The organism is Pseudoxanthomonas sp. LARHCG66 (genome assembly GCF_052871755.1).
On record NZ_JBIXJW010000001.1, the window covers coordinates 229608 to 246992 of the forward strand.

At 68.3% G+C, this 17385-nt stretch carries 22 protein-coding genes; 14 read left to right on the forward strand and 8 right to left on the reverse strand.

Annotation, left to right across the window (positions count from 1 at the left end; all coding sequences use genetic code 11):
- Nucleotides 1–45 precede the first annotated feature (45 nt).
- From ACIPRS_RS01025 to ACIPRS_RS01035, 3 genes are all read left to right on the forward strand, one after another.
- Complete coding sequence (locus ACIPRS_RS01025; protein WP_446537219.1) at nucleotides 46–879, forward strand: class I SAM-dependent methyltransferase; 834 nt, start codon at nucleotides 46–48, stop codon at nucleotides 877–879.
- A complete protein-coding gene (locus ACIPRS_RS01030) occupies nucleotides 876–1706 on the forward strand; it encodes a class I SAM-dependent methyltransferase (RefSeq protein ID WP_446537220.1) in 831 nt (276 codons plus the stop codon). The genes ACIPRS_RS01025 and ACIPRS_RS01030 overlap by 4 nt, the downstream gene beginning before the upstream one ends.
- Before the next feature lie 136 nt (nucleotides 1707–1842).
- On the forward strand, nucleotides 1843–3672 hold the full coding sequence (locus tag ACIPRS_RS01035) for an extracellular catalytic domain type 1 short-chain-length polyhydroxyalkanoate depolymerase (protein ID WP_446537221.1): 1830 nt from the start codon (nucleotides 1843–1845) through the stop codon (nucleotides 3670–3672).
- Nucleotides 3673–3693: 21 nt separating this feature from the next.
- Here ACIPRS_RS01035 and ACIPRS_RS01040 read toward each other — a convergent pair whose 3' ends face one another.
- On the reverse strand, nucleotides 3694–5031 hold the full coding sequence (locus tag ACIPRS_RS01040) for an alpha/beta hydrolase (RefSeq protein ID WP_446537222.1): 1338 nt from the start codon (nucleotides 5029–5031) through the stop codon (nucleotides 3694–3696).
- Between the two features lie 270 nt (nucleotides 5032–5301).
- Here ACIPRS_RS01040 and ACIPRS_RS01045 point away from each other — a divergent pair, with 270 nt between their 5' ends.
- Genes ACIPRS_RS01045 through ACIPRS_RS01055 form a run of 3 tightly spaced genes read left to right on the forward strand, consistent with a single transcriptional unit; the run spans nucleotide 5302 to nucleotide 6252 of the window.
- Nucleotides 5302–5457, forward strand: coding sequence for a hypothetical protein (locus tag ACIPRS_RS01045; RefSeq protein WP_337729940.1), 156 nt, complete (start codon nucleotides 5302–5304; stop codon nucleotides 5455–5457).
- Nucleotides 5454–5924: a YaiI/YqxD family protein gene (locus ACIPRS_RS01050; RefSeq protein WP_446537223.1), complete on the forward strand. Its 471-nt coding sequence runs from the start codon at nucleotides 5454–5456 to the stop codon at nucleotides 5922–5924. The genes ACIPRS_RS01045 and ACIPRS_RS01050 overlap by 4 nt, the downstream gene beginning before the upstream one ends.
- 7 nt (nucleotides 5925–5931) lie before the next feature.
- A complete protein-coding gene (locus tag ACIPRS_RS01055; RefSeq protein ID WP_446537224.1) occupies nucleotides 5932–6252 on the forward strand; it encodes a DUF6122 family protein in 321 nt (106 codons plus the stop codon).
- Nucleotides 6253–6273: 21 nt separating this feature from the next.
- Here ACIPRS_RS01055 and ACIPRS_RS01060 read toward each other — a convergent pair whose 3' ends face one another.
- The 4 genes from ACIPRS_RS01060 to ACIPRS_RS01075 all read right to left on the reverse strand — a co-directional run bounded on the left by ACIPRS_RS01060 (nucleotide 6274) and on the right by ACIPRS_RS01075 (nucleotide 8614).
- The gene (locus ACIPRS_RS01060; RefSeq protein ID WP_192200996.1) at nucleotides 6274–6696 is read right to left on the reverse strand and encodes a DUF1801 domain-containing protein; all 423 of its coding nucleotides are present in this window, start codon (nucleotides 6694–6696) and stop codon (nucleotides 6274–6276) included.
- Nucleotides 6697–6706: 10 nt separating this feature from the next.
- Nucleotides 6707–7126, reverse strand: coding sequence for a DUF1801 domain-containing protein (locus ACIPRS_RS01065; protein WP_192200995.1), 420 nt, complete (start codon nucleotides 7124–7126; stop codon nucleotides 6707–6709).
- A 120-nt stretch (nucleotides 7127–7246) separates the two neighbouring features.
- The gene (locus ACIPRS_RS01070) at nucleotides 7247–8296 is read right to left on the reverse strand and encodes a S66 peptidase family protein (protein ID WP_446537225.1); all 1050 of its coding nucleotides are present in this window, start codon (nucleotides 8294–8296) and stop codon (nucleotides 7247–7249) included.
- A 135-nt stretch (nucleotides 8297–8431) separates the two neighbouring features.
- Complete coding sequence (locus ACIPRS_RS01075) at nucleotides 8432–8614, reverse strand: YgaP family membrane protein (protein ID WP_192200993.1); 183 nt, start codon at nucleotides 8612–8614, stop codon at nucleotides 8432–8434.
- Nucleotides 8615–8771: 157 nt separating this feature from the next.
- Between ACIPRS_RS01075 and ACIPRS_RS01080 the strand changes: the two genes are divergently transcribed.
- Both ACIPRS_RS01080 and ACIPRS_RS01085 read left to right on the forward strand, forming a co-directional pair.
- The gene (locus tag ACIPRS_RS01080) at nucleotides 8772–9389 is read left to right on the forward strand and encodes a dihydrofolate reductase family protein (RefSeq protein WP_446537226.1); all 618 of its coding nucleotides are present in this window, start codon (nucleotides 8772–8774) and stop codon (nucleotides 9387–9389) included.
- 86 nt (nucleotides 9390–9475) lie between these two features.
- Nucleotides 9476–9955 (forward strand): VOC family protein, encoded by a 480-nt coding sequence (locus ACIPRS_RS01085; RefSeq protein WP_337729946.1) that lies wholly within the window; start codon nucleotides 9476–9478, stop codon nucleotides 9953–9955.
- 3 nt (nucleotides 9956–9958) lie between these two features.
- On the opposite strand, the gene ACIPRS_RS01090 is transcribed toward ACIPRS_RS01085, so the two are convergent.
- Nucleotides 9959–10489, reverse strand: coding sequence for a hypothetical protein (locus ACIPRS_RS01090; RefSeq protein ID WP_446537227.1), 531 nt, complete (start codon nucleotides 10487–10489; stop codon nucleotides 9959–9961).
- Between the two features lie 164 nt (nucleotides 10490–10653).
- Between ACIPRS_RS01090 and ACIPRS_RS01095 the strand changes: the two genes are divergently transcribed.
- From ACIPRS_RS01095 to ACIPRS_RS01105, 3 genes are read left to right on the forward strand one after another with little or no spacing between them, the layout of a single operon-like run.
- Complete coding sequence (locus tag ACIPRS_RS01095) at nucleotides 10654–11805, forward strand: SPFH domain-containing protein (RefSeq protein WP_446537228.1); 1152 nt, start codon at nucleotides 10654–10656, stop codon at nucleotides 11803–11805.
- Between the two features lie 19 nt (nucleotides 11806–11824).
- Complete coding sequence (locus ACIPRS_RS01100) at nucleotides 11825–13147, forward strand: TFIIB-type zinc ribbon-containing protein (RefSeq protein WP_337729950.1); 1323 nt, start codon at nucleotides 11825–11827, stop codon at nucleotides 13145–13147.
- Nucleotides 13144–13410 carry a hypothetical protein gene (locus tag ACIPRS_RS01105; RefSeq protein WP_446537229.1) on the forward strand — a complete coding sequence of 89 codons (267 nt, stop codon included), beginning with the start codon at nucleotides 13144–13146 and terminating at the stop codon, nucleotides 13408–13410. The genes ACIPRS_RS01100 and ACIPRS_RS01105 overlap by 4 nt, the downstream gene beginning before the upstream one ends.
- A gap of 110 nt (nucleotides 13411–13520) precedes the next feature.
- Here the strand turns inward: ACIPRS_RS01105 and ACIPRS_RS01110 are convergent, their stop codons facing one another.
- A complete protein-coding gene (locus ACIPRS_RS01110; protein WP_446537230.1) occupies nucleotides 13521–14372 on the reverse strand; it encodes an amidohydrolase family protein in 852 nt (283 codons plus the stop codon).
- Nucleotides 14373–14472: 100 nt separating this feature from the next.
- Complete coding sequence (locus ACIPRS_RS01115) at nucleotides 14473–15549, reverse strand: helix-turn-helix domain-containing protein (RefSeq protein ID WP_446537231.1); 1077 nt, start codon at nucleotides 15547–15549, stop codon at nucleotides 14473–14475.
- A gap of 213 nt (nucleotides 15550–15762) precedes the next feature.
- Here ACIPRS_RS01115 and ACIPRS_RS01120 point away from each other — a divergent pair, with 213 nt between their 5' ends.
- The 3 genes from ACIPRS_RS01120 (at nucleotide 15763) to ACIPRS_RS01130 (ending at nucleotide 17293) form a co-directional block, all read left to right on the forward strand.
- A complete protein-coding gene (locus tag ACIPRS_RS01120) occupies nucleotides 15763–16542 on the forward strand; it encodes a DUF2306 domain-containing protein (RefSeq protein WP_446537232.1) in 780 nt (259 codons plus the stop codon).
- A 77-nt stretch (nucleotides 16543–16619) separates the two neighbouring features.
- A complete protein-coding gene (locus ACIPRS_RS01125; RefSeq protein WP_337729957.1) occupies nucleotides 16620–16916 on the forward strand; it encodes an autorepressor SdpR family transcription factor in 297 nt (98 codons plus the stop codon).
- Nucleotides 16913–17293: a hypothetical protein gene (locus ACIPRS_RS01130; protein ID WP_446537233.1), complete on the forward strand. Its 381-nt coding sequence runs from the start codon at nucleotides 16913–16915 to the stop codon at nucleotides 17291–17293. The genes ACIPRS_RS01125 and ACIPRS_RS01130 overlap by 4 nt, the downstream gene beginning before the upstream one ends.
- Nucleotides 17294–17385: the final 92 nt, after the last annotated feature.

Consider the following 17385-nt stretch of genomic DNA (forward strand, 5'->3'; position numbering starts at 1 on the left):
CGACCGCCACGCTGCGCCCTCCCCAACCCCAGGAGTTTTCCCCGAATGAATGCCGTTGCCGTTTCCTTCCCCACCCTGCCCGACCTGGACGCCCTCAAGCAGCGCCAGCAGGCCGCCTGGTCCAGCGGCAACTACGCCGTCGTCGGCACTACGCTGCAGATCGTCGGCGAACGCCTGGCCGAAGCGGTCGACCTGCGCTGGGACGAACGCGTGCTCGATGTCGCCGCCGGCAACGGCAATGCGACGCTGGCCGCGGCGCGCCGGGGTGGCCAGGTGGTGTCCACCGACTACGTGCCCGCACTGCTGGACCTGGGCCAGGCGCGTGCCGAGGCCGAGCAGTTGCAGGTCGCCTTCGCCGAAGCTGATGCCGAGGCCCTGCCCTTCGCCGACGCCAGTTTCGATGTGGTGCTGTCCACGTTCGGCGTGATGTTCACGCCCGACCACGCACGTGCAGCGTACGAACTGGCCCGCGTCTGCCGGCCCGGCGGCCGCATCGGCCTGGCCAACTGGACGCCGGAAGGTTTCATCGGCCAGATGTTCAAGGTGCTGGGACGCCACATTGCGCCGCCTGCCGGTGTGCAGCCGCCGTCGCTGTGGGGCACCGCCGCGCACGTGCAGTCGCTGTTCGGCGACACGGCCGGCGCCATCGGCGTCACCGCGCGGATGTTCAATTTCCGCTACCGCTCGGCTGCGCACATGATCGACGTATTCCGCACCTGGTACGGCCCGGTGCAGAAGGCCTTCCAGGCTCTGCCGGCCGACAAGGCCGCCGAACTCGAACAGGACCTGCACGCGCTGATGGAGCGCATGGATCGCGGCAACGGCAACGGCCTGGTCATCCCCAGCGAATACCTCGAAATCGTGGTCGTGCGCCGGTGAAGGACCACGCGCGACTGCAGCGGCGCGTGCAGCGCTACGGCTGGGACCTCGCCGCTTCCCGTTACGACGCGCTCTGGCAGGCGCAGTTGTCGGACGCGCACCGTCGGCTGCTGGCACTCGCGCCGGCCGCGCCCGGCGAGTCGGTGCTCGATGTGGCCTGCGGCACCGGCGCGATGGCGTTGGCCGCCGCCGAGGCCGTTGGTCACGATGGCCGCGTGGTCGGCGTGGACATCGCCGAGCGCATGGTGGACGAAGCCACTGCACGGGCGCGGGCGCGCGGCCTGCAGCACGCGCGCTTCCTGCGCATGGACGGCGAATCGCTGGACTCCTCGGGCGTCGGCTTCGACCTGGCGTACTGCGCACTCGGCCTGATGTACATGCCCGATCCCGATCAGGCCATGCGCGGCATGCACGGTGCGCTGCGCCCGGGCGGCCGCGTGGCCGTGGCGGTCTGGGGCCAGCGCGCACGCTGTGGCTGGTCGCCGGTGTTTCCTATCGTCGACGAGGAGGTCGCCAGTGATGTCTGTCCGCTGTTCTTCCAACTCGGCCATGAAGGCATGCTCGCCGACCTGTGCGCGCGCGCCGGCTTCGTCGATGCGGAGGAACACCGCGTGGAGGCGGTGCTGCAGTACGCCAGCGACGACGATGCCTGCGACGCGGCCTTCGTCGGTGGTCCGGTGGCGATGGCCTGGTCGCGATTCGACGACGCGACCCGCCGACGCGTCCGCACGCGCTACCTGCGCGCGATCCGGCCGTGGCGCGTCGGCGACGGCTATCGCATGCCGGGTGAGTTCGTGGTGGCCACCGCGCGCCGGCACGCGGGTTGACGGCCACCACGCGCGGGCGATCCCGGGCCCTGCGTCACGCTTGCGCGATGGTGCGCTGCAGCTTTCCCCTTTGACCAATGCCCCCTCGTGCGGGCATGTGGCCCACTGCCGGCACTTCACACCCGAGGTGCCGTCGATGTCGATCGCTGCGCTGCCGTGTCGTTCCGCTCCGCGTTCCCATGCCCACGGCACGGGCCTGGTGCTTTTCTCCCTGCTCCTGATGCTGGCCAGCGGCCCTGCGCTGGCGCTGAGCGAAGTCACCGGCTTCGGCAGCAATCCCGGCAATCTCCGCATGCACAAGGTCGTTCCCGCCGCCCTGCCGGCGGATGCACCGCTGGTGGTCGCGCTGCATGGCTGTGCGCAGTCCGCGTCGAACTACGACGCCGAAACCGGCTGGGAAATGCTGGCCAGCCGCTTCGGCTTCGCCCTGCTGCTGCCCGAGCAGCAGACAGGCAACAACAGCAGCCGCTGCTTCAACTGGTTCGAAACCGCCGACACCGCGCGCGGCCAGGGCGAACCGCTGTCGATCAAGCAGATGGTCGATCGGATGATCGCCGACCACGGCATCGATCCCGCGCGCGTCTATGTCACCGGCCTGTCCGCCGGCGGCGCGATGGCCTCGGTGATGTTGGCGACGTATCCGGACGTGTTCGCTGGCGGTGCCATCGTGGCCGGCATTCCCTACCGCTGCGCGACCACGCAGACCGCCACCTTCAGCTGCATGAGTCCCGGCAGCGATCTGACTCCCGCGCAATGGGGCGCGAAGGTGCGTGCCGCCAGCACCTGGACCGGGCCCTGGCCGATCGTGTCCATCTGGCATGGCGACGCCGACTACACCGTGCGACCTGCCAACCTGACCGAAAGCCTGGAGCAGTGGGCCGACGTGCATGGCATCGACACCGTGGCCGACGCCAGCGATACCGTCAGCGGTTATCCGCACAAGGTCTACAAGGACGCGGCCGGCACCGCAAAGGTGGAGACCTATGTCATCACCGGCATGGGCCACGGCACGCCGGTGGACCCGGGCACCGGCGAAACGCAGTGCGGCACGGCGGGCGCCTACATCCTCGACGTGAACATCTGCTCCAGTTACCACATCGCCCGCTTCTTCGGCCTGGACAACCTGGACGGCGTGGCGCCGACCGTCGCCCTGACCTCGCCCGCCAACGGCGCCACCATCAGCGGCACGGTGACGCTGGCAGCCACCGCCAACGACGACATCGGCGTGGCGCGCGTGGACTTCTTGCTGGACGGTGCGTTGCTCGGCAGCGATGCCAGCGCGCCCTACAGCCTGGCGTGGAACAGCAGCGGCGCCAGCGACGGCGCGCACGTGTTGCAGGCGCGGGCATTGGATCTCGCGGGCAATACAGGCACCTCCGCAGCGGTCAATGTCACCGTCAGCGGCGGGACCGGCGGCGGATCGCCGGTCACCGTGGTGTTCAACAACGAAGACGCCAACGATGGCTACGTGAAAGCCAGCGCCACCGGCAGCGGCGCGGCCGTGGGCACGCTGGAGGCGTACTACGGCCTCGCGATAGGACGCGGCACCGATGGCAACCACAACCGTGCGGTGCTGTCGTTCGATACCTCATCGCTGCCGGACAACGCCGTGGTCACGTCGGCCGCGCTGACGGTGGCCTACCGCAGCGCCAGCGGCGATCCGTGGAGCAATCCCGCCGGCAACACGCTGGTCGTCGACGTGCGCAGCGGCTGCCTCGGCGCGTGCACCATCGAAGCGGCGGATTGGGCAGCCGCCACGAACACGACCAACAGCGCGCAGGTGCCGGCCTTCAGCGGCGGCAACCAGACCAGCACCGTGTTCGATACCTCCGGGCGTGCGGCGATCAACCGCACCGGCCGCACCCAGCTGCGGCTGCGCTTCAACGCCAACCCGACCGCAACGCACTACCTGTGGATCGACAAGGGCGCCACCGCGAAACTGTCGGTCACCTACACGCTGCCATAACGACGCCATCCTGCTGCCGCGTCATGGCGGCGGCAGGATCTTCCAGAACATGCCCGTGCCCAGCTTTACCGGTTGCAGCGGCTTGCGCCGTGCGGCGGGCTGGTGGGCGCGGAACATCTCGCGGATGTCACCCATCACCTTGTCCGATTCCATGAAGTAGGAATGCGCCAGCATGCTCTGGTCCACGCCGGAGACATCGATGGTGTCCACGCCGCTCACCAGTACCACGCCCTCGCTGGTATCGCCGGCACGGGGGCCGCGATTGACCTGCCTGGACGCTTTCAGCGCCATGTCTTCGGACGAGGCGTACAGGGTCACATGGCCGCTGGCCTGCCGCAGGGCGGGCGCGAGCTCCTCGCGGAACACCTTCGCATCGATGTCGGGCGCGGCCAGGATGATGCCGCGGAAGCGCCCGCGCAGTTCCGGCCGCTTCGCCACCAGGTTGCGGATGGCCTGGGTGACGCCACGCGTGCCCATGCTGTGGCCGATGACGTAGAGGTTCTGCGCCCCCGAGCGGTCGGCCATGTCGGCCAGGAAGCCCTCGATCAGCGGCACCGAGCGCGCGATGGATTGTTCGTCGGTGAAATAGCCCGCCAGCGCCGCCTGCGACGGCCAGCTGTAGAACACCGGCGCACCGTCGAAGCGCAGGTCGTAGGCCAACTGCGCGGTGCGGCGCGCAGCGTCGCGGAAGCTGACGTTGTAGCCGTGCACGAACACGAACGCATTGCTGCCGCGTGATTCACCGACGCGCCCGTACAGCCTGGCAAAGAACGGGGCCTGTGCCAGCCGGTCGACCTCCTGCAGGATGATGTGCTGCTTGGGGTCTTCCTTGAACTCCATCAGGTACCAGCGCGGTGATTCCAGTTCACCGGGGACATGCGCCTTCGGGATGCTGATGCGTGCGGTGCCGTAGGTCAGCTGCCGCGCGACACCCGCGGTGAAGCGATCGCCCGGCGGCAGCGTGGCGAACGCGGTCGCCGGCATCCGGTTGGTGGCGTAGAACACGTCGACGTTGACGAAATCCGACCTCGGCGGCTTCGCGGACTGCGCGGCCTCGCGGACACGGGCGGCACGCTCGGCCGCCTGGCGGGCACTGTCGGCGGCGCGTTCCTGCTGGGCGCGGGCGGCGGCTTCAGCTGCGGCACGGCGGGCGGCCTCGATGCGTGCGGCTTCCGCGGCACTGCCCTGCGGTGGCGGTGGCGGTGGCGGTGGCGGTGGCGGTGGCGGTGGCGGTGGCGGTGGCGGTGGCGGTGCAGGCACCGATGCCTGCTCCGGCGGGGGCGGCAACGACTCCCTGACACGTTTCGCACAGCCGGCCAGCACCAGCGCTGCCAGCATCAGGCAGAGAATCCGCCGCATCGATCACCCCATGGAAGGACGTCATGGGCACCCCTTCCCCCGGGGTCGCCCGACGCGACGATGGTATAGCAGCCGCGCCGCCGGCCGCGAGCCGAGCACGCCGGCATTGCCGGGCCCGCGCACAGGCGGCATCCGCACCGTCGCACGGCCCTCGCAAATGGCTGTTTTCATGCCGGTTTCCCGCAGGCAACGGATGCGGGCTATCGTGTACGCCTGTGGAACGCCTATCGGCACGCCACGCCCCATTCCCGCCCCCAGGTGACCTTGTCCATGGCAAAACCCAACTATTCGTTCGAAAAACGCCAGCGTGAGCTGGCCAAGAAGAAGAAGAAAGACGAAAAGGACGCGAAGAAACGCGCCGAACGCGATGCGGCCCAGCCCGGTGCCGCCCCCGAGCCGGGCGCGCCCGACACCGCACCGGAATGACCGACGGCGCGGCTCCTGCCACCCAGGTATGGGTGGATGCCGATGCCTGCCCGGGGCCTGTCAAGGACATCCTGTTCCGCGCCGCGGAACGCGCCCAGGTGGAGGTCACCCTGGTCGCCAACCAGTGGCTGCGCACGCCGCCTTCCCGCTTCATCCGCTCGCTGCAGGTCCAGGGGGGCTTCGACGTGGCCGACGACGCCATCGTCGAACGCGCCCGGGCCGGCGACCTGGTCATCACCCAGGACATCCCGCTGGCGGCGCGCGTGCTGGCCAACGGCGCGCAGGCCATCGACCCGCGCGGCGAGCGCTTCACGCCGGACAACATCGCCGAACGCCTGTCGATGCGGAACTTCATGGAAGAGCTGCGCGGCGCGGGCGTGCAGACCGGCGGCCCGGCGACCTTCAATGCGCGCGACCGCCAGGCCTTCGCCAGCCAGCTCGACCGCTGGCTGGCCGCACGGCGCTGAACCCGCCATGCCCGATGTCGAACTCCGCGCCCTGCTCCACCTGCTGCTGCACGTCATCGTGCCTGTGGCCACTGCGCGCGTGTTCTGGCCGAAGGCGTGGAAACGCGCGGCCCTGTGGATGCTGGCCGCCTGGGTGATCGATCTCGACCATCTGCTCGCCGACCCTGTCTACGCGCCGGGCCGATGCAGCATCGGCTTCCATCCGCTGCATACGTGGCCGGCGATGCTGGCGTATGGCGCGCTGGTCATTCCCCGGAAGACGCGCTGGTTCGGCGTTGGCCTGGTGATCCACATCGTGCTGGACGGCATCGACTGCCTGATGATGTGAAACGCGCGGCGCCTGCGTGTCCTACAGCGTCTCGCCCGGCAGGCGGCTCGCCTGCTTCACCCAGTCGGCGAGCTGCGCTTCGTTGAAATCCTCGTCCTCGCGCAGGTGCACGTAGCGTGTGTCCTGCGACTTCGAGGCTTCCGGTGGCACCGGTTGCAGGGATTGGCCGCGGAAGAAGGTGACCTTGAGGTAGCGCTCGAAGCAATGGAACGACAGGAACCATCCCTCGGCATCCGGTGCGCCATAAAAGGGCGAATTCCATTTCACCGCCTTGCGCACGCCCGGCACGTGTTGCCCGACCAGCGCATCCAGGCGTTCGGCGATGGCGCGCTTCCAGCCGGGAATCGCGGCGAGATAGGCCTGCACCGGCGCATCGCCATCGCCTTTCGGGATCTGCGGATTGCCGCCGGACAGCAGCCGTGGCTTGGTGCTCTTGTCTGCCATGCGGGGCACCCTACTTGCGGGATTTCCTGCCCGTGTTGAAGGCGATCCCGGCACGGAACAGCGCCTTGAACGCAGGACCATCGAGCGTGTCGCGCTCGCGGATGTCGATGGCGCGACGCGTGCCGCCGTCGAGGCTGGCATTGAACAGGCCGTCCGGATCCGCCAATGACGCCCCGTGGGCGAAAGTCAGCTTCACGTACGCCTTGTAGACCTCGCCGGTGCACACCAGGCCGTCGTGCGACCAGGTCGGCACGCCGTGGGGATTGGTGGGCTTGACCCACTTCACGTCCTCCACGACATCGGGATCGGCCTGGTGGATCAGCGCACGCACGCGCGAGAGCATGTCGCCGCGCCAATCGCGCAGTTCATCGATGCGGGCGTCGATACGGCGCGCGGCGTCGCCGGCGGGCTGCGGTGTGGCCTTCGTCATGCGCGCGTCTCCTGTCACCGGGACGCGATGCTCCCATGCACGCCGGGCACGCTCAAGTCGCGGCGCAGCGCGCCTTCGCCAGGCGTACGCGATGCCAAGCCCGATCACCGACGGTGTTGCTCACCCCTGGAACACGGGCTCCAGCATCCGGAACGTCCCTGCGTCCGCATCCATCTCCACCCTGCCGCCGACGGGCACGATGAACTGCTGGCGGATGTGGCCGATCATCGCGCCGCGGTAGGCCGGGACCTTCAGCGGCTTGAAGTAATCGTCGAAGATCTGCGGCAGCGTGAGCGATCCGTAGCCGTTGCCGGGATCGCAGTCGGTGCATTCGCCGAAGATCACCCCCGCCACCTTGTCCAGGGCGCCCATCAGCCGCAGCGTGCTGAGCATGCGGTCGATGCGGTACGGCGCTTCGGACACGTCTTCCAGGAACAGGATCTTGCCGCTGAAATCCGGCAGGTACGATGAGCCGGCCAGCGCCACCAGCACCGACAGGTTGCCGCCAACCAGTTCGCCCTGCGCCTTGCCGCCGGTGATGGTGACGGTGCGGTTCCTGCGCTGCACGAGCTCGTCGCCTTTTTCGGCCGTATTCCGGTACTGCATCTGCTCGCGCTCGAAGAAGACGCGGCGGAACTGGTCGGCGTTGAAGGCATTCCAGCTGCCCGCGCCGATCGGACCATGGAAGCTCACCAGCCCGGCCTGCGACAGCAATGCATTGTGCAGCGCGGTAATGTCCGAATACCCCAGCAGCACCTTGGGATTGCGGCGGATCAAACCGTAGTCCAGCAGCGGCAGCAGGCGCGCGGCACCGGAACCACCGCGCACGCAGACGATCGCCTTGACGTCCTTGTCGCCGAACATGGCGTTGAGATCGCCTGCACGTTCGCGGTCGCTGCCGGCCAGGTGCCCATGCCGTGCGGCGAAGTGCGGCGCCACCTTCACCTTCAACCCGAGCGCTTCCATCGCTTCCTGCGCCAGTTGCAGGTCGAGGGGATCGTCGGTGGCGCCGGAGGGGCTGACCAGGGCAACGGTGTCGCCGGGATTCAGCGCGGGCGGAAGCAGGCGCTTGCGCGGCGTGGCGGCGAAGGCGCGATGACTGCCTGCGATGGGCAGCATCAACGCCGTGGCGGCAAGCGCTGCCGTTCCGAGAAAGTTTCGCCTGTGCATTCAACCGCCTGTCGATCCGGATCCGCAGGCAGGGTAGCAACCCATGCCGCAGCCAACAACGCACGCGCAGTGCCGTGGTACCGGCGAAGCGCCGTCACGGGCGGACTCACGTCCGCCCCGCGCGGAATGCGTGGCTCAGCGCCGGCAGGTGTTCACGCCGATCAGGCGGTACAGCGGGCAGAAATTGAACAGGCCGGTCGCCAGCGGCACCACCCCGATCCAGGCCCACGCCGGTCCGCCGGTCGCGGCCCAGCCGATGAGCAGCGCGCCCACCACGATGCGGGCCCCTTTGTCGAAACCGCCTACGTTCGCTTTCATGTGCATGACCTCGCTGAGGGTGCGGACAGCATCGCGGACACGGCGGATCAGCGCATTGATCGGGATCAACCACGCGCGTGATGCGGGCTGTCGATTTCCTCCGCGCCCGCTCGTCGTGGAAGAAAGGCGGACACCGGCGTCCGCAAGGAAACCCGACATGCGCAAGCTCATCGTGGCCGTCATGGCCAGCCTCGACGGCGTGATCCAGGCACCCGGCGGCCCGGACGAAGACCGCAGCGGCGGCTTCGCGCATGGCGGCTGGGTATGGCCCCATGCCGGCGACGGCGAGGTGATGGGGGGCGTGTTCTCGCGCCCGTTCGACCTGGTGCTCGGGCGCCGCACCTACGACATCTTCGCCAACTACTGGCCGCAGGTGCCCAGCGATGCCCCGCACGGCCACATCGCCGATGCGTTCAACAACGCCACCAAGCATGTCGCCACCCATCATCCGGACACGCTCGCGTGGCAGAACAGTCGTGCCCTGGGCACGGATCCCGTCGCCGCCCTGCGCAAACTCAAGCGCGGCGAGGGCCCGGACCTGGTGACGCAGGGCAGCAGCGACCTGCTGCATCAACTGCTGTCCGCCGATGTGGTGGACGAACTCCGCCTGCTGGTCTACCCGGTGCTGCTGGGCGACGGCAAGCGCCTGTTCGACGCCGGCACGCGGGCATCGGCATTGCGGCTGGCCTCGTCCGCGACCACGTCGGCCGGGGTGCTGGTCACGCACTACCTGCGCGATGGCGGGGTGCGTACCGGCGCGTTCGCTGGCCACTGAACACCCACTCCGCCCGCTTCACCGTGCCTTTCAAACGGCGCCGCGATGATCGCCCTGCCGTACTGCACCGCCACAGGAGAACCAAGATGATCCCCAAGAACACCCTGTGCCTCTGGTACGACACCGACGCGCTGGACGCCGCGACCTTCTACGCCAGCATCTTCCCGGACAGCGAAGTGAAGGCCGTCCACCATGCCCCGGCGGACTTCCCGTCCGGCAAGGAAGGCGACGTGCTGACGGTGGAGTTCAGCGTCCTGGGCATCCCCTGCGTCGGCCTCAACGGCGGCAAGGCGTTCAAGCAGACCGAAGCCTTTTCGTTCCAGATCGCCACCGACGACCAGGAAGAAACCGACCGGCTGTGGAATGCCATCGTCGGCAACGGCGGCCAGGAAAGCGCCTGCGGCTGGTGCAAGGACAAGTGGGGCCTGAACTGGCAGATCACCCCGCGCGTGCTGACCGAAGCCTTCACCAGCCCGGACAAGGGTGTCGCCAAGCGCGCGTTCGAAGCGATGATGGAGATGCGCAAGATCGACATCGCCAGAATCGAGGCCGCGATCCGCGGCTGACGCTCACAGCCCCAGGTGGTCAATCAACGCGCGCCGCACGCGCTCGGCGTAGTCCTGCGACCCGTAGCAGCCGGCATCGAACACGCCGCCCGGGCCAGCGACCGCGGACAGGCCGGAGAACGTGGGCCGCGGCACGATGACGACCTGCCACGGCGCCTGGTCGTGGTCGGCGTCTTCGCTCCGGCGCACCTCCACGGCGGCCACGTTGGTGGTCGTCAGGCGGGTGGTGGTCAGTCGACCCCACGCCCGCCGCTGTACCACGATGGTGTGCGGCGAGTACTGCCAGTGATCGCCCCAGCCCGACAGCCCCGCGCGGATGAACTGCAGGCCCACGTAGCCCGCACCGCCCACGATGACCGCGAAGAACGGGGTGGCGACGTTCAGCGGCCACAGCCCCCTGCCCAGCTCCCAGAGCGGCATGACGATGGCGAACGCGCCGGCGAGGACGCATCCCACGCGGATCGGCCACGGAAACTCGCGCTGCACCAGCGGCAGGTCGGAATCGAGGGTGGCAGCGGTGTCGTCGGCGGACATGGCGACATGGTAGCCAGAATCCCCGCGTTCGCATGACAGCGGCATGACACCTGCGTGCCGCCCGGACCGGCATGACCTCTGCGCCATGGCATCTGCGGGGGGATCGGTATACTCGGACCGGCTTGGCGGGTGCCCTACCCGCCCACGAATCACGGAGCGATGTCATGGGTCTTGTACAGGCGGTGGTGGGTGCAGTGGGTGGCGTGCTGGGCGACCAGTGGAAGGACTTCTACACGGTGCCGGCCGGCCTGCCGGCGACAGCGGCGCTGTTCGCTGCAGTGCCGCAGGGCACCAATGCCGGGCGCGGTTCCAACACCAGCGGCTCGACCAACATCATCACCAACGGCTCGAAGATCATCGTGCCCGAAGGCTACGGCCTGCTGCTGATGCAGGACGGCGCGATCACCGCGTTCGTCGCCGAGCCGGGCGGTTACGAGTGGCGCTCGGACGACATCAACTCGAAGTCGATCTTCGCCGGCGACGGCATCGTGTCGACTTTCATCACCCAGAGCTGGGAGCGCTTCAAGTTCGGCGGCCAGCCGGGCTCGCAGCAGGCGGCGTTCTTCGTCTCGCTGAAGGAACTGCCCGAGAACCGCTTCGGCACCCAGTCCGAGATCTACTGGGACGACGGCTTCCTCAACACCCAAGTCGGCGCGATCACGCGCGGCTCGTACACGCTGAAGATCGTCGACCCCATCCTGTTCGTGAAGAACTTCGTGCCGGCGTCGTACCTGCAGCCGGGCAAGGTGTTCGACTTCACCGACCTGGACAATGCGGCCGCCGGCCAGTTGTTCAACGAAGTGGTCGGCTCGCTCGCCCCGGCCTTCAGCCTGTACACGAACGATCCGTCCAAGGGCAACCGCATCACGAAGATCCAGCAGGATTCGCTGGGCTTTGCGCAGAGCCTGTCCGCGGCCGTCGAGCGGGGTTACCAGTGGAGTTCCGACCGCGGCCTGGCCATCGTCAAGACCGCCATCGTCTCCATCGAGTACGACGCCAACACGCGTGAACTGCTGAAGACCGTGCAACGCGCCGATGCACTGTCCGGCGCGCGCGGCAATTCCAACCTGCAGGCCAGCGTGGCCCAGGGCATCCAGTCCGCCGGCGAGACCGGCGGCGCGGCAGGCCTGGTCGGCGTGGGCATGGCCTCGGGCATGGTGGGCGGTGTGGGCGCGCTGCAGCAGCCGGTGGCCCCGGCGGCACCGGCCGCCGAAGATCCGGTGGCCAAGCTGCAGAAAGCCAAGCAGATGCTCGACCTCGGCCTGATCACCCAGGCCGACTACGACGCACTGAAAGCAAAGGCACTGGGCCTGTAACCGGAACCGCACACCGCCCATGTCCACCCCGCATCGCCCGGCGCCCCCGCCGTTGCCGCCGGCTCCTCCTGCAGGCCCGGGTTCGCCTCAGGAGGTTCCACCGTTGCCCGGGAGTTTCCCGGTCGACCCCGCCACCCTGCCCGACGCCATCCGTGAGGAACTGGAAGCGCCCGATCCGGTCGCCATCGACACCGCCTCGGCCGAGCTGAAGGACGGGCAGAACCACTGCCCGAAGTGCGGCGCCACCGACATCCGCCACAAGCTGGGCAGCGATGTGCTGGTGTGCCTGTACTGCCGCCACGAATGGGTCGGCGCGCGCGTCGAGGAGGCATTCGGTTTCGGCCAGGGCCATGCGGACCTGCGCGGCACGATCATCGCCTCCGGCGCGCGCGACATCGCCGCCGATGCCGCCGTCCTGATGACCTTCAAGTGCACCGGCTGCGGCGCCGAGGTCACCGTCAACACCGGGAGCGCGATGACCGCGCGCTGCCACTGGTGCCGCCACGTGTTCGGCGTGAACGAACAGATCGCCAACGGCGCGGTGCCGGATGCGGTGCTGCCGTTCCACATCAAGAAGGACGATGCCGTCGCGCGCATCCGCCAGTTCGTGGACAAGCGGCGGATGTTCGCGCTGAAGGCGTTCAAGGAGCAGTTCACGCCGGAGAACGTCGTCGGCGTGTACCTGCCCTACATGATCGTGGACGGCAACGCGAGCGCGGAGGTCGCCGGCAAGGGCGAGATCCTCACCCGCACCTACACGCGCGGCACCGACAAGAACAAGAAGACCTACTACGACGCCGACGTGTACCAGGTGGAGCGGGCGGTGGATTTCACCGTGGACGACCTGCCGCTGGAATCCTCCACCGAGCGCGGCAACCTGGATACGCGCGTCAACACGCAGAACATCATCAACACCATCCTGCCGTTCGATACCAAGAACGCGGTGAAGTGGAACGCGTCGTACCTGTCGGGCTTCACGTCCGAGAAGCGCGATACCGATGTGGAACAGCTGCGCCCGCGCCTGGAAGACCAGTTGCTGTCCATCGCGCGCGCGCAGGTGGAAGGCTCGGTGCACCGTTACGACCGGGGCGTACGCTGGGAACAGGAACGCCTTGAAGTCCATGGGACGCGCTGGGTGTCCATGTACCTGCCGGTGTGGCTGTACTCGTACCACCAGCCGGGCAGCAACGGCGGGATGCTGCACTACATCGCGGTCAACGGCCGCACGGGCGAAACCATGGGCAGCGTGCCGGTGCAGCACTGGAAGCTGCTGCTGGCGGCGCTGACCGTGGGCACATTCCTGGAGGGCATCGCCCTCGCGATCATCTGGGCGGGCGCATGAGTGACGACAGCGGTCTATGGCTGCTTGCACTGGGTCCGGCGGGCGCCAGCGCCCTGTACTGGGCGCTGTACCGGTATTACCGCAATACCGACAAGTCGCACGCCTTCGAGCGCGAGACGGAGATCGTGGCCAAGCCGGTGACCGGCGCGGACCGCAAGGTCGACGAGGTCAAGGGCACCCAGCGCACCCGCATCGATGGCGACAACGTGCGGGCGTATCGCCAGCGGGTGCAGAGGGTGCGCGACGACGGCAGCCCATCCTAGGACGGGCTCTAGCCCGCCATTGCGGACCGTGCGAGATCGCGTTGCCACATCGACGAACACCGATGCGATGTTCCGCCGAGCAACCCTGCGGCGGAGGCATCCACACGGCGTCAGCGGCCGAACAGCTTCATCGCGTTGCCGCTGCGGATCTTCGCTTTCTCTTCGTCGCTCAGGTCCAGGCGGTCCAGTGCCTTCACTGTGGCGTCGAGGCTGATCTGCGGGTAGTCCGAGCCCAGCAGCACGTGGTCCATGCCCACGTTGCGCAGGGTCCAGAGGAATTCCTCTTCCACCGGCGAATCAGCCACCACCAGCACGGTGGCGGAGATGTCGAAGTAGAGGTTCTCGAAGCCGAAGCCGTCGGCGGTGCGCGCGAGGGCGAGGATGTTCCAGAAGCGGAAGTTCAAGCCGCCGATGTGGGCGAGGATGAACTTCGTCTTCGGCACGCGCACCACCAGGTTGAACAGTTTTTCGCTGTCACCGGGCAGGATGTTGGCGTTGTCCATCAGCACCGCGATGCCGAGTTCGCCGGCCTTGCGCACGAGGGTTTCCACGCGCGGGTCGGCGACGTCGAAGCCCTGGGTGTGGGCGTGGATCTTCAGCACCTTCACGCCGGCGGCGGCGACGCGGGCCAGTTCGGCCAGGGCCGCGTCGCCATCGTACGGGTGGACGGTGGCGATGGGCAGCACGTCGGCATGCGCGGCCGCCAGCGCGATCACGCGGTCGTTGCCGGCGCGGATCTTCGCCAGATCGCCCTGTCGGGCCTGGTGCGGGCCGCCGAACCACATCACGCCGATGCCGGAGAGTTCCAGGCCGGCGGCGCGGACGGTTTCGCGGTAGTCACGCAGCGAGGTTTCGCCGTCGCGCAGATGGACGTGCACGTCGAACACGGGTTCGGCGGCGGTGGCGGTGGTGGTGGCGGTGGTGGTGAACAGGCAGAGGGACAGGGCCAGCGTGCGCAGCATGCGTTGTCTCACAACAAAGGGATGCGCGTAGGGTGCCACGGACACGCGGACGACGCCCTCTTCAGAACGTTGCGTCGGCATCCGATGCAGCCCGTCCCGTCTACGAAAACTCCAATCCGGCACGAGCGTGCGCGCGGTGCGCCGTGCGGTAGGCCGTCGGCGTGTAGCCCGTCGCGATCTTGAACGCGCGATTGAACGGACCCAGCGAGGCGAAGCCGGCATCGCCGCTGATGTCGAGAATGGTGGCGTCGTCGCCTGCATCCACCAGCCGGCCGCAGGCGTAGGCGATGCGGTGGCGGTTGATCATCTGGTTGAAATTCTTCTCGCCCAGCGTCTGGGTGATCAACCGGCTCAGCTTGTGTTCGGCCGTGCCCAGCCGGTGCGCCAGATCGATCACCTTCAACTCCGGCTCGCGGTAGACCTGCACCACGTCCAACTGGTGCTGCAATGCGCGCAGCAGGCGGATTTCTTCCGCGCCCGGCGGACTGGCCGGCGCACGCTCGGCCGGCGGCGCGTCGGTCACCGGCCACGGCACGTGGCGGCGGCGCCACAGCGCGCCGTGGGTGAACAGGATCATCGCCATCGCACACAGCGGAATCACCCCACCCCGCACCTCCGTCAGCAACGGCCAGGTCGCGGCCAGCGCGCCCGTCAGCGTGGTGGTCAGCACGCACGCGGCGAACAGCAGCATGAAAGCCAGTCGCAACCGGCGTTCGGCGCGCGGCAACGACGCCCAACTGCCGCGCAGTGCTTCCAGAAAGGTCAGCACCAGCAGGGTGGAACTGGCCAGCGTCAGCAGGCTGCCCAGTCCAAACGCCCAGGGTGACGCCGTGCCCTGCCCGCCCAGCGTGGCGCCGCGGTACGCGGCAATCAGCAGCGCCACGCCGGCCGCGGCCAGCACATGCACCCGGCCCACACCGCCCTCACCGCGGAACAGTGCCCGCGACACCAGCCAGAACCCGTTGCACGTCGCGCTGCCGCCGATGGCAACCGCCCACACCATCCAGGTCGGCGCACCTTCCATCCACGGCGCCATCAGCGAGAGCGCCATCGAGCCGCTCACCACGGCAAAGATCACCTCGGCATCGCGCTTGGGGCGTTGCCACAGCAGCACCAGCAATGAGGCCACCGCCACCGTGACGGCGACGCCCGTGGTGATGGTCGGCCAGCTCGGCATGGTCGCGTCCTCGTGGAGTCCGCCACAGCGTGCGGTCCGGGGCGCCCCGCGCCAACCGCCATCGGTCACGGCTGCCGCCGGAGGGCACGCCGAATCACCGTGCACGATCCGGCTGGCCGATTTCCGAATCGGCGAGACGGCCCCCGCAGGCGCCGCGCACGGTGACGCTCCCTTCCCCGGAGTCTTGCCATGACGGCGTCTGTTCCCCTCCCTATGCCATCCCGTCTGCTGTCGCTCGGCGCCACCGCCTGGTTCATCGCCGCCACCGTCGGTCAATGGGCGTTCGTGGCGTTCATCGTGCTGTTCTTCGGCGGGCCGGTGCTGGGCGGCGATCTGTCGCCGCTCAATGCCAAGCCGCACGTCACCGGCTATGTGCCGGGCGATGTCGTCGGGAACCTGCAGTTCGTCGGCCACGCGCTGCTGGCCGGGCTGGTGACCTTCGCCGGGGCCTGGCAACTGGTGCCGGCGCTGCGGCGGCGTTGGCCGCATCTGCACCGGTGGAACGGGCGGGTGTTCCTGTCGGTGGCACTGGTGGTCACGCTGACCGGCTTCTGGCTGGTCTGGGTGCGCGGGTCGCAGTTGGGGCCGGCCAGCAATCTGTCGATCTCGTTGAACGGACTGCTGATCGTGGTCTTCGCGCTGCTGGCCTGGCGCAGTGCGCGGGGCAAGGATTTCGCGGCGCACCGACGGCATGCGCTGCGCGCGTATCTGCTGGTGAACGGGGTGTGGTTCCTGCGCATCGGCATCATGCTGGCCGGGCTGGTGCTGACGCCGCTGGGCATCAAGATCGATTACACGGGCGCGCCCTTCATCCTGGTCAGCTTCGGCAGTTGGATGGTGCCGTTGGCGGTGCTGTCGCTGTACTTCGCCGCGGAGCGTTCGCGCCATGCGGGGGTGAAGGTGGCGATGGGCGGCCTGCTGGCGCTGCTGGCCTTGCTCACCCTGGCCGGCAGCGTGGCCGCGATGGTCTTCATGTGGTGGCCGGTGCTGTAGCGCCCACCACGAGGCCCCGTGCCCCACGTCGACCAATGGCGCTTGACACATTTCGATGATTAGCTAACTATCGCATCATGAGCCAGGTCTTCCGCGCCCTCTCCGATCCCACCCGCCGCCAGGTGCTGCAGTTGCTGCGCAAGGGCCCGCTGAGCGCGGGCGAGCTGAGCGATCAGTTCGATGTCTCCAAGCCGACGATGTCGGCGCATTTCGCGGTGCTGAAAGAGGCCGACCTGGTGCATGCGGAAAAGGTCGGCAAGTCCGTGATCTATCACCTGAAGCTGTCGGTGCTGGAAGACGCACTGCTCGGCTTCGTCCACTCGTTCGGCGCTGGCAAGGCGGCGCCGAAATCCAAGAAGGAGTCTGCGCGATGAACAGAGAAGTGCTTACCAGTCTGGCGTGGGGTGTCGGCATCGTGGTGCTGGCGTTGTGCGCAACGTTTGCCCGCTCGCAGGGTTATGTCGACAGCGAAATGGTTGATCGCATCGTGATGGGCGCCATCGGCTTGATGGTGGCGTGGTTCGGCAACCAGATGCCCAAGCGGTTCGTGCCCAGTGCGCGGGCGCGGCAGGCGCAGCGCGTGGCCGGCTGGTCGATGGCGCTCAGCGGGTTGATCTATGCGGGGTTCTGGGTCGCGGCGCCGAAGGATGTGGCGGTTATCGGCGGTTCGCTGGCGGTACTGCTGGGCATCGCAGTGACCGCAGGCTACTGCCTGTCGCTGCGGAACAAGGCACGGCTGTCGGGGGCCTGAGGGGCGCACCTGTCGCTTCCTTCTCCCCGTGCAACGGGGAGAAGGTGCCGAAGGCGGATGAGGGGCGCTTTACCCTCCGCGCACGCGAAACG

What these genes read in the sequence shown, in the direction of transcription:
- ACIPRS_RS01025 (WP_446537219.1), top strand. Translation starts at nt 46, where the DNA reads ATGAATGCCGTTGCCGTTTCCTTCCCCACCCTGCCCGACCTGGACGCC.
- ACIPRS_RS01035 (WP_446537221.1), top strand. Translation starts at nt 1,843, where the DNA reads ATGTCGATCGCTGCGCTGCCGTGTCGTTCCGCTCCGCGTTCCCATGCC.
- ACIPRS_RS01040 (WP_446537222.1), bottom strand. Translation starts at nt 5,031, where the DNA reads ATGCGGCGGATTCTCTGCCTGATGCTGGCAGCGCTGGTGCTGGCCGGC.
- ACIPRS_RS01045 (WP_337729940.1), top strand. Translation starts at nt 5,302, where the DNA reads ATGGCAAAACCCAACTATTCGTTCGAAAAACGCCAGCGTGAGCTGGCC.
- ACIPRS_RS01050 (WP_446537223.1), top strand. Translation starts at nt 5,454, where the DNA reads ATGACCGACGGCGCGGCTCCTGCCACCCAGGTATGGGTGGATGCCGAT.
- ACIPRS_RS01055 (WP_446537224.1), top strand. Translation starts at nt 5,932, where the DNA reads ATGCCCGATGTCGAACTCCGCGCCCTGCTCCACCTGCTGCTGCACGTC.
- ACIPRS_RS01060 (WP_192200996.1), bottom strand. Translation starts at nt 6,696, where the DNA reads ATGGCAGACAAGAGCACCAAGCCACGGCTGCTGTCCGGCGGCAATCCG.
- ACIPRS_RS01065 (WP_192200995.1), bottom strand. Translation starts at nt 7,126, where the DNA reads ATGACGAAGGCCACACCGCAGCCCGCCGGCGACGCCGCGCGCCGTATC.
- ACIPRS_RS01070 (WP_446537225.1), bottom strand. Translation starts at nt 8,296, where the DNA reads ATGCACAGGCGAAACTTTCTCGGAACGGCAGCGCTTGCCGCCACGGCG.
- ACIPRS_RS01075 (WP_192200993.1), bottom strand. Translation starts at nt 8,614, where the DNA reads ATGAAAGCGAACGTAGGCGGTTTCGACAAAGGGGCCCGCATCGTGGTG.
- ACIPRS_RS01080 (WP_446537226.1), top strand. Translation starts at nt 8,772, where the DNA reads ATGCGCAAGCTCATCGTGGCCGTCATGGCCAGCCTCGACGGCGTGATC.
- ACIPRS_RS01085 (WP_337729946.1), top strand. Translation starts at nt 9,476, where the DNA reads ATGATCCCCAAGAACACCCTGTGCCTCTGGTACGACACCGACGCGCTG.
- ACIPRS_RS01090 (WP_446537227.1), bottom strand. Translation starts at nt 10,489, where the DNA reads ATGTCCGCCGACGACACCGCTGCCACCCTCGATTCCGACCTGCCGCTG.
- ACIPRS_RS01095 (WP_446537228.1), top strand. Translation starts at nt 10,654, where the DNA reads ATGGGTCTTGTACAGGCGGTGGTGGGTGCAGTGGGTGGCGTGCTGGGC.
- ACIPRS_RS01100 (WP_337729950.1), top strand. Translation starts at nt 11,825, where the DNA reads ATGTCCACCCCGCATCGCCCGGCGCCCCCGCCGTTGCCGCCGGCTCCT.
- ACIPRS_RS01105 (WP_446537229.1), top strand. Translation starts at nt 13,144, where the DNA reads ATGAGTGACGACAGCGGTCTATGGCTGCTTGCACTGGGTCCGGCGGGC.
- ACIPRS_RS01110 (WP_446537230.1), bottom strand. Translation starts at nt 14,372, where the DNA reads ATGCTGCGCACGCTGGCCCTGTCCCTCTGCCTGTTCACCACCACCGCC.
- ACIPRS_RS01115 (WP_446537231.1), bottom strand. Translation starts at nt 15,549, where the DNA reads ATGCCGAGCTGGCCGACCATCACCACGGGCGTCGCCGTCACGGTGGCG.
- ACIPRS_RS01120 (WP_446537232.1), top strand. Translation starts at nt 15,763, where the DNA reads ATGCCATCCCGTCTGCTGTCGCTCGGCGCCACCGCCTGGTTCATCGCC.
- ACIPRS_RS01125 (WP_337729957.1), top strand. Translation starts at nt 16,620, where the DNA reads ATGAGCCAGGTCTTCCGCGCCCTCTCCGATCCCACCCGCCGCCAGGTG.
- ACIPRS_RS01130 (WP_446537233.1), top strand. Translation starts at nt 16,913, where the DNA reads ATGAACAGAGAAGTGCTTACCAGTCTGGCGTGGGGTGTCGGCATCGTG.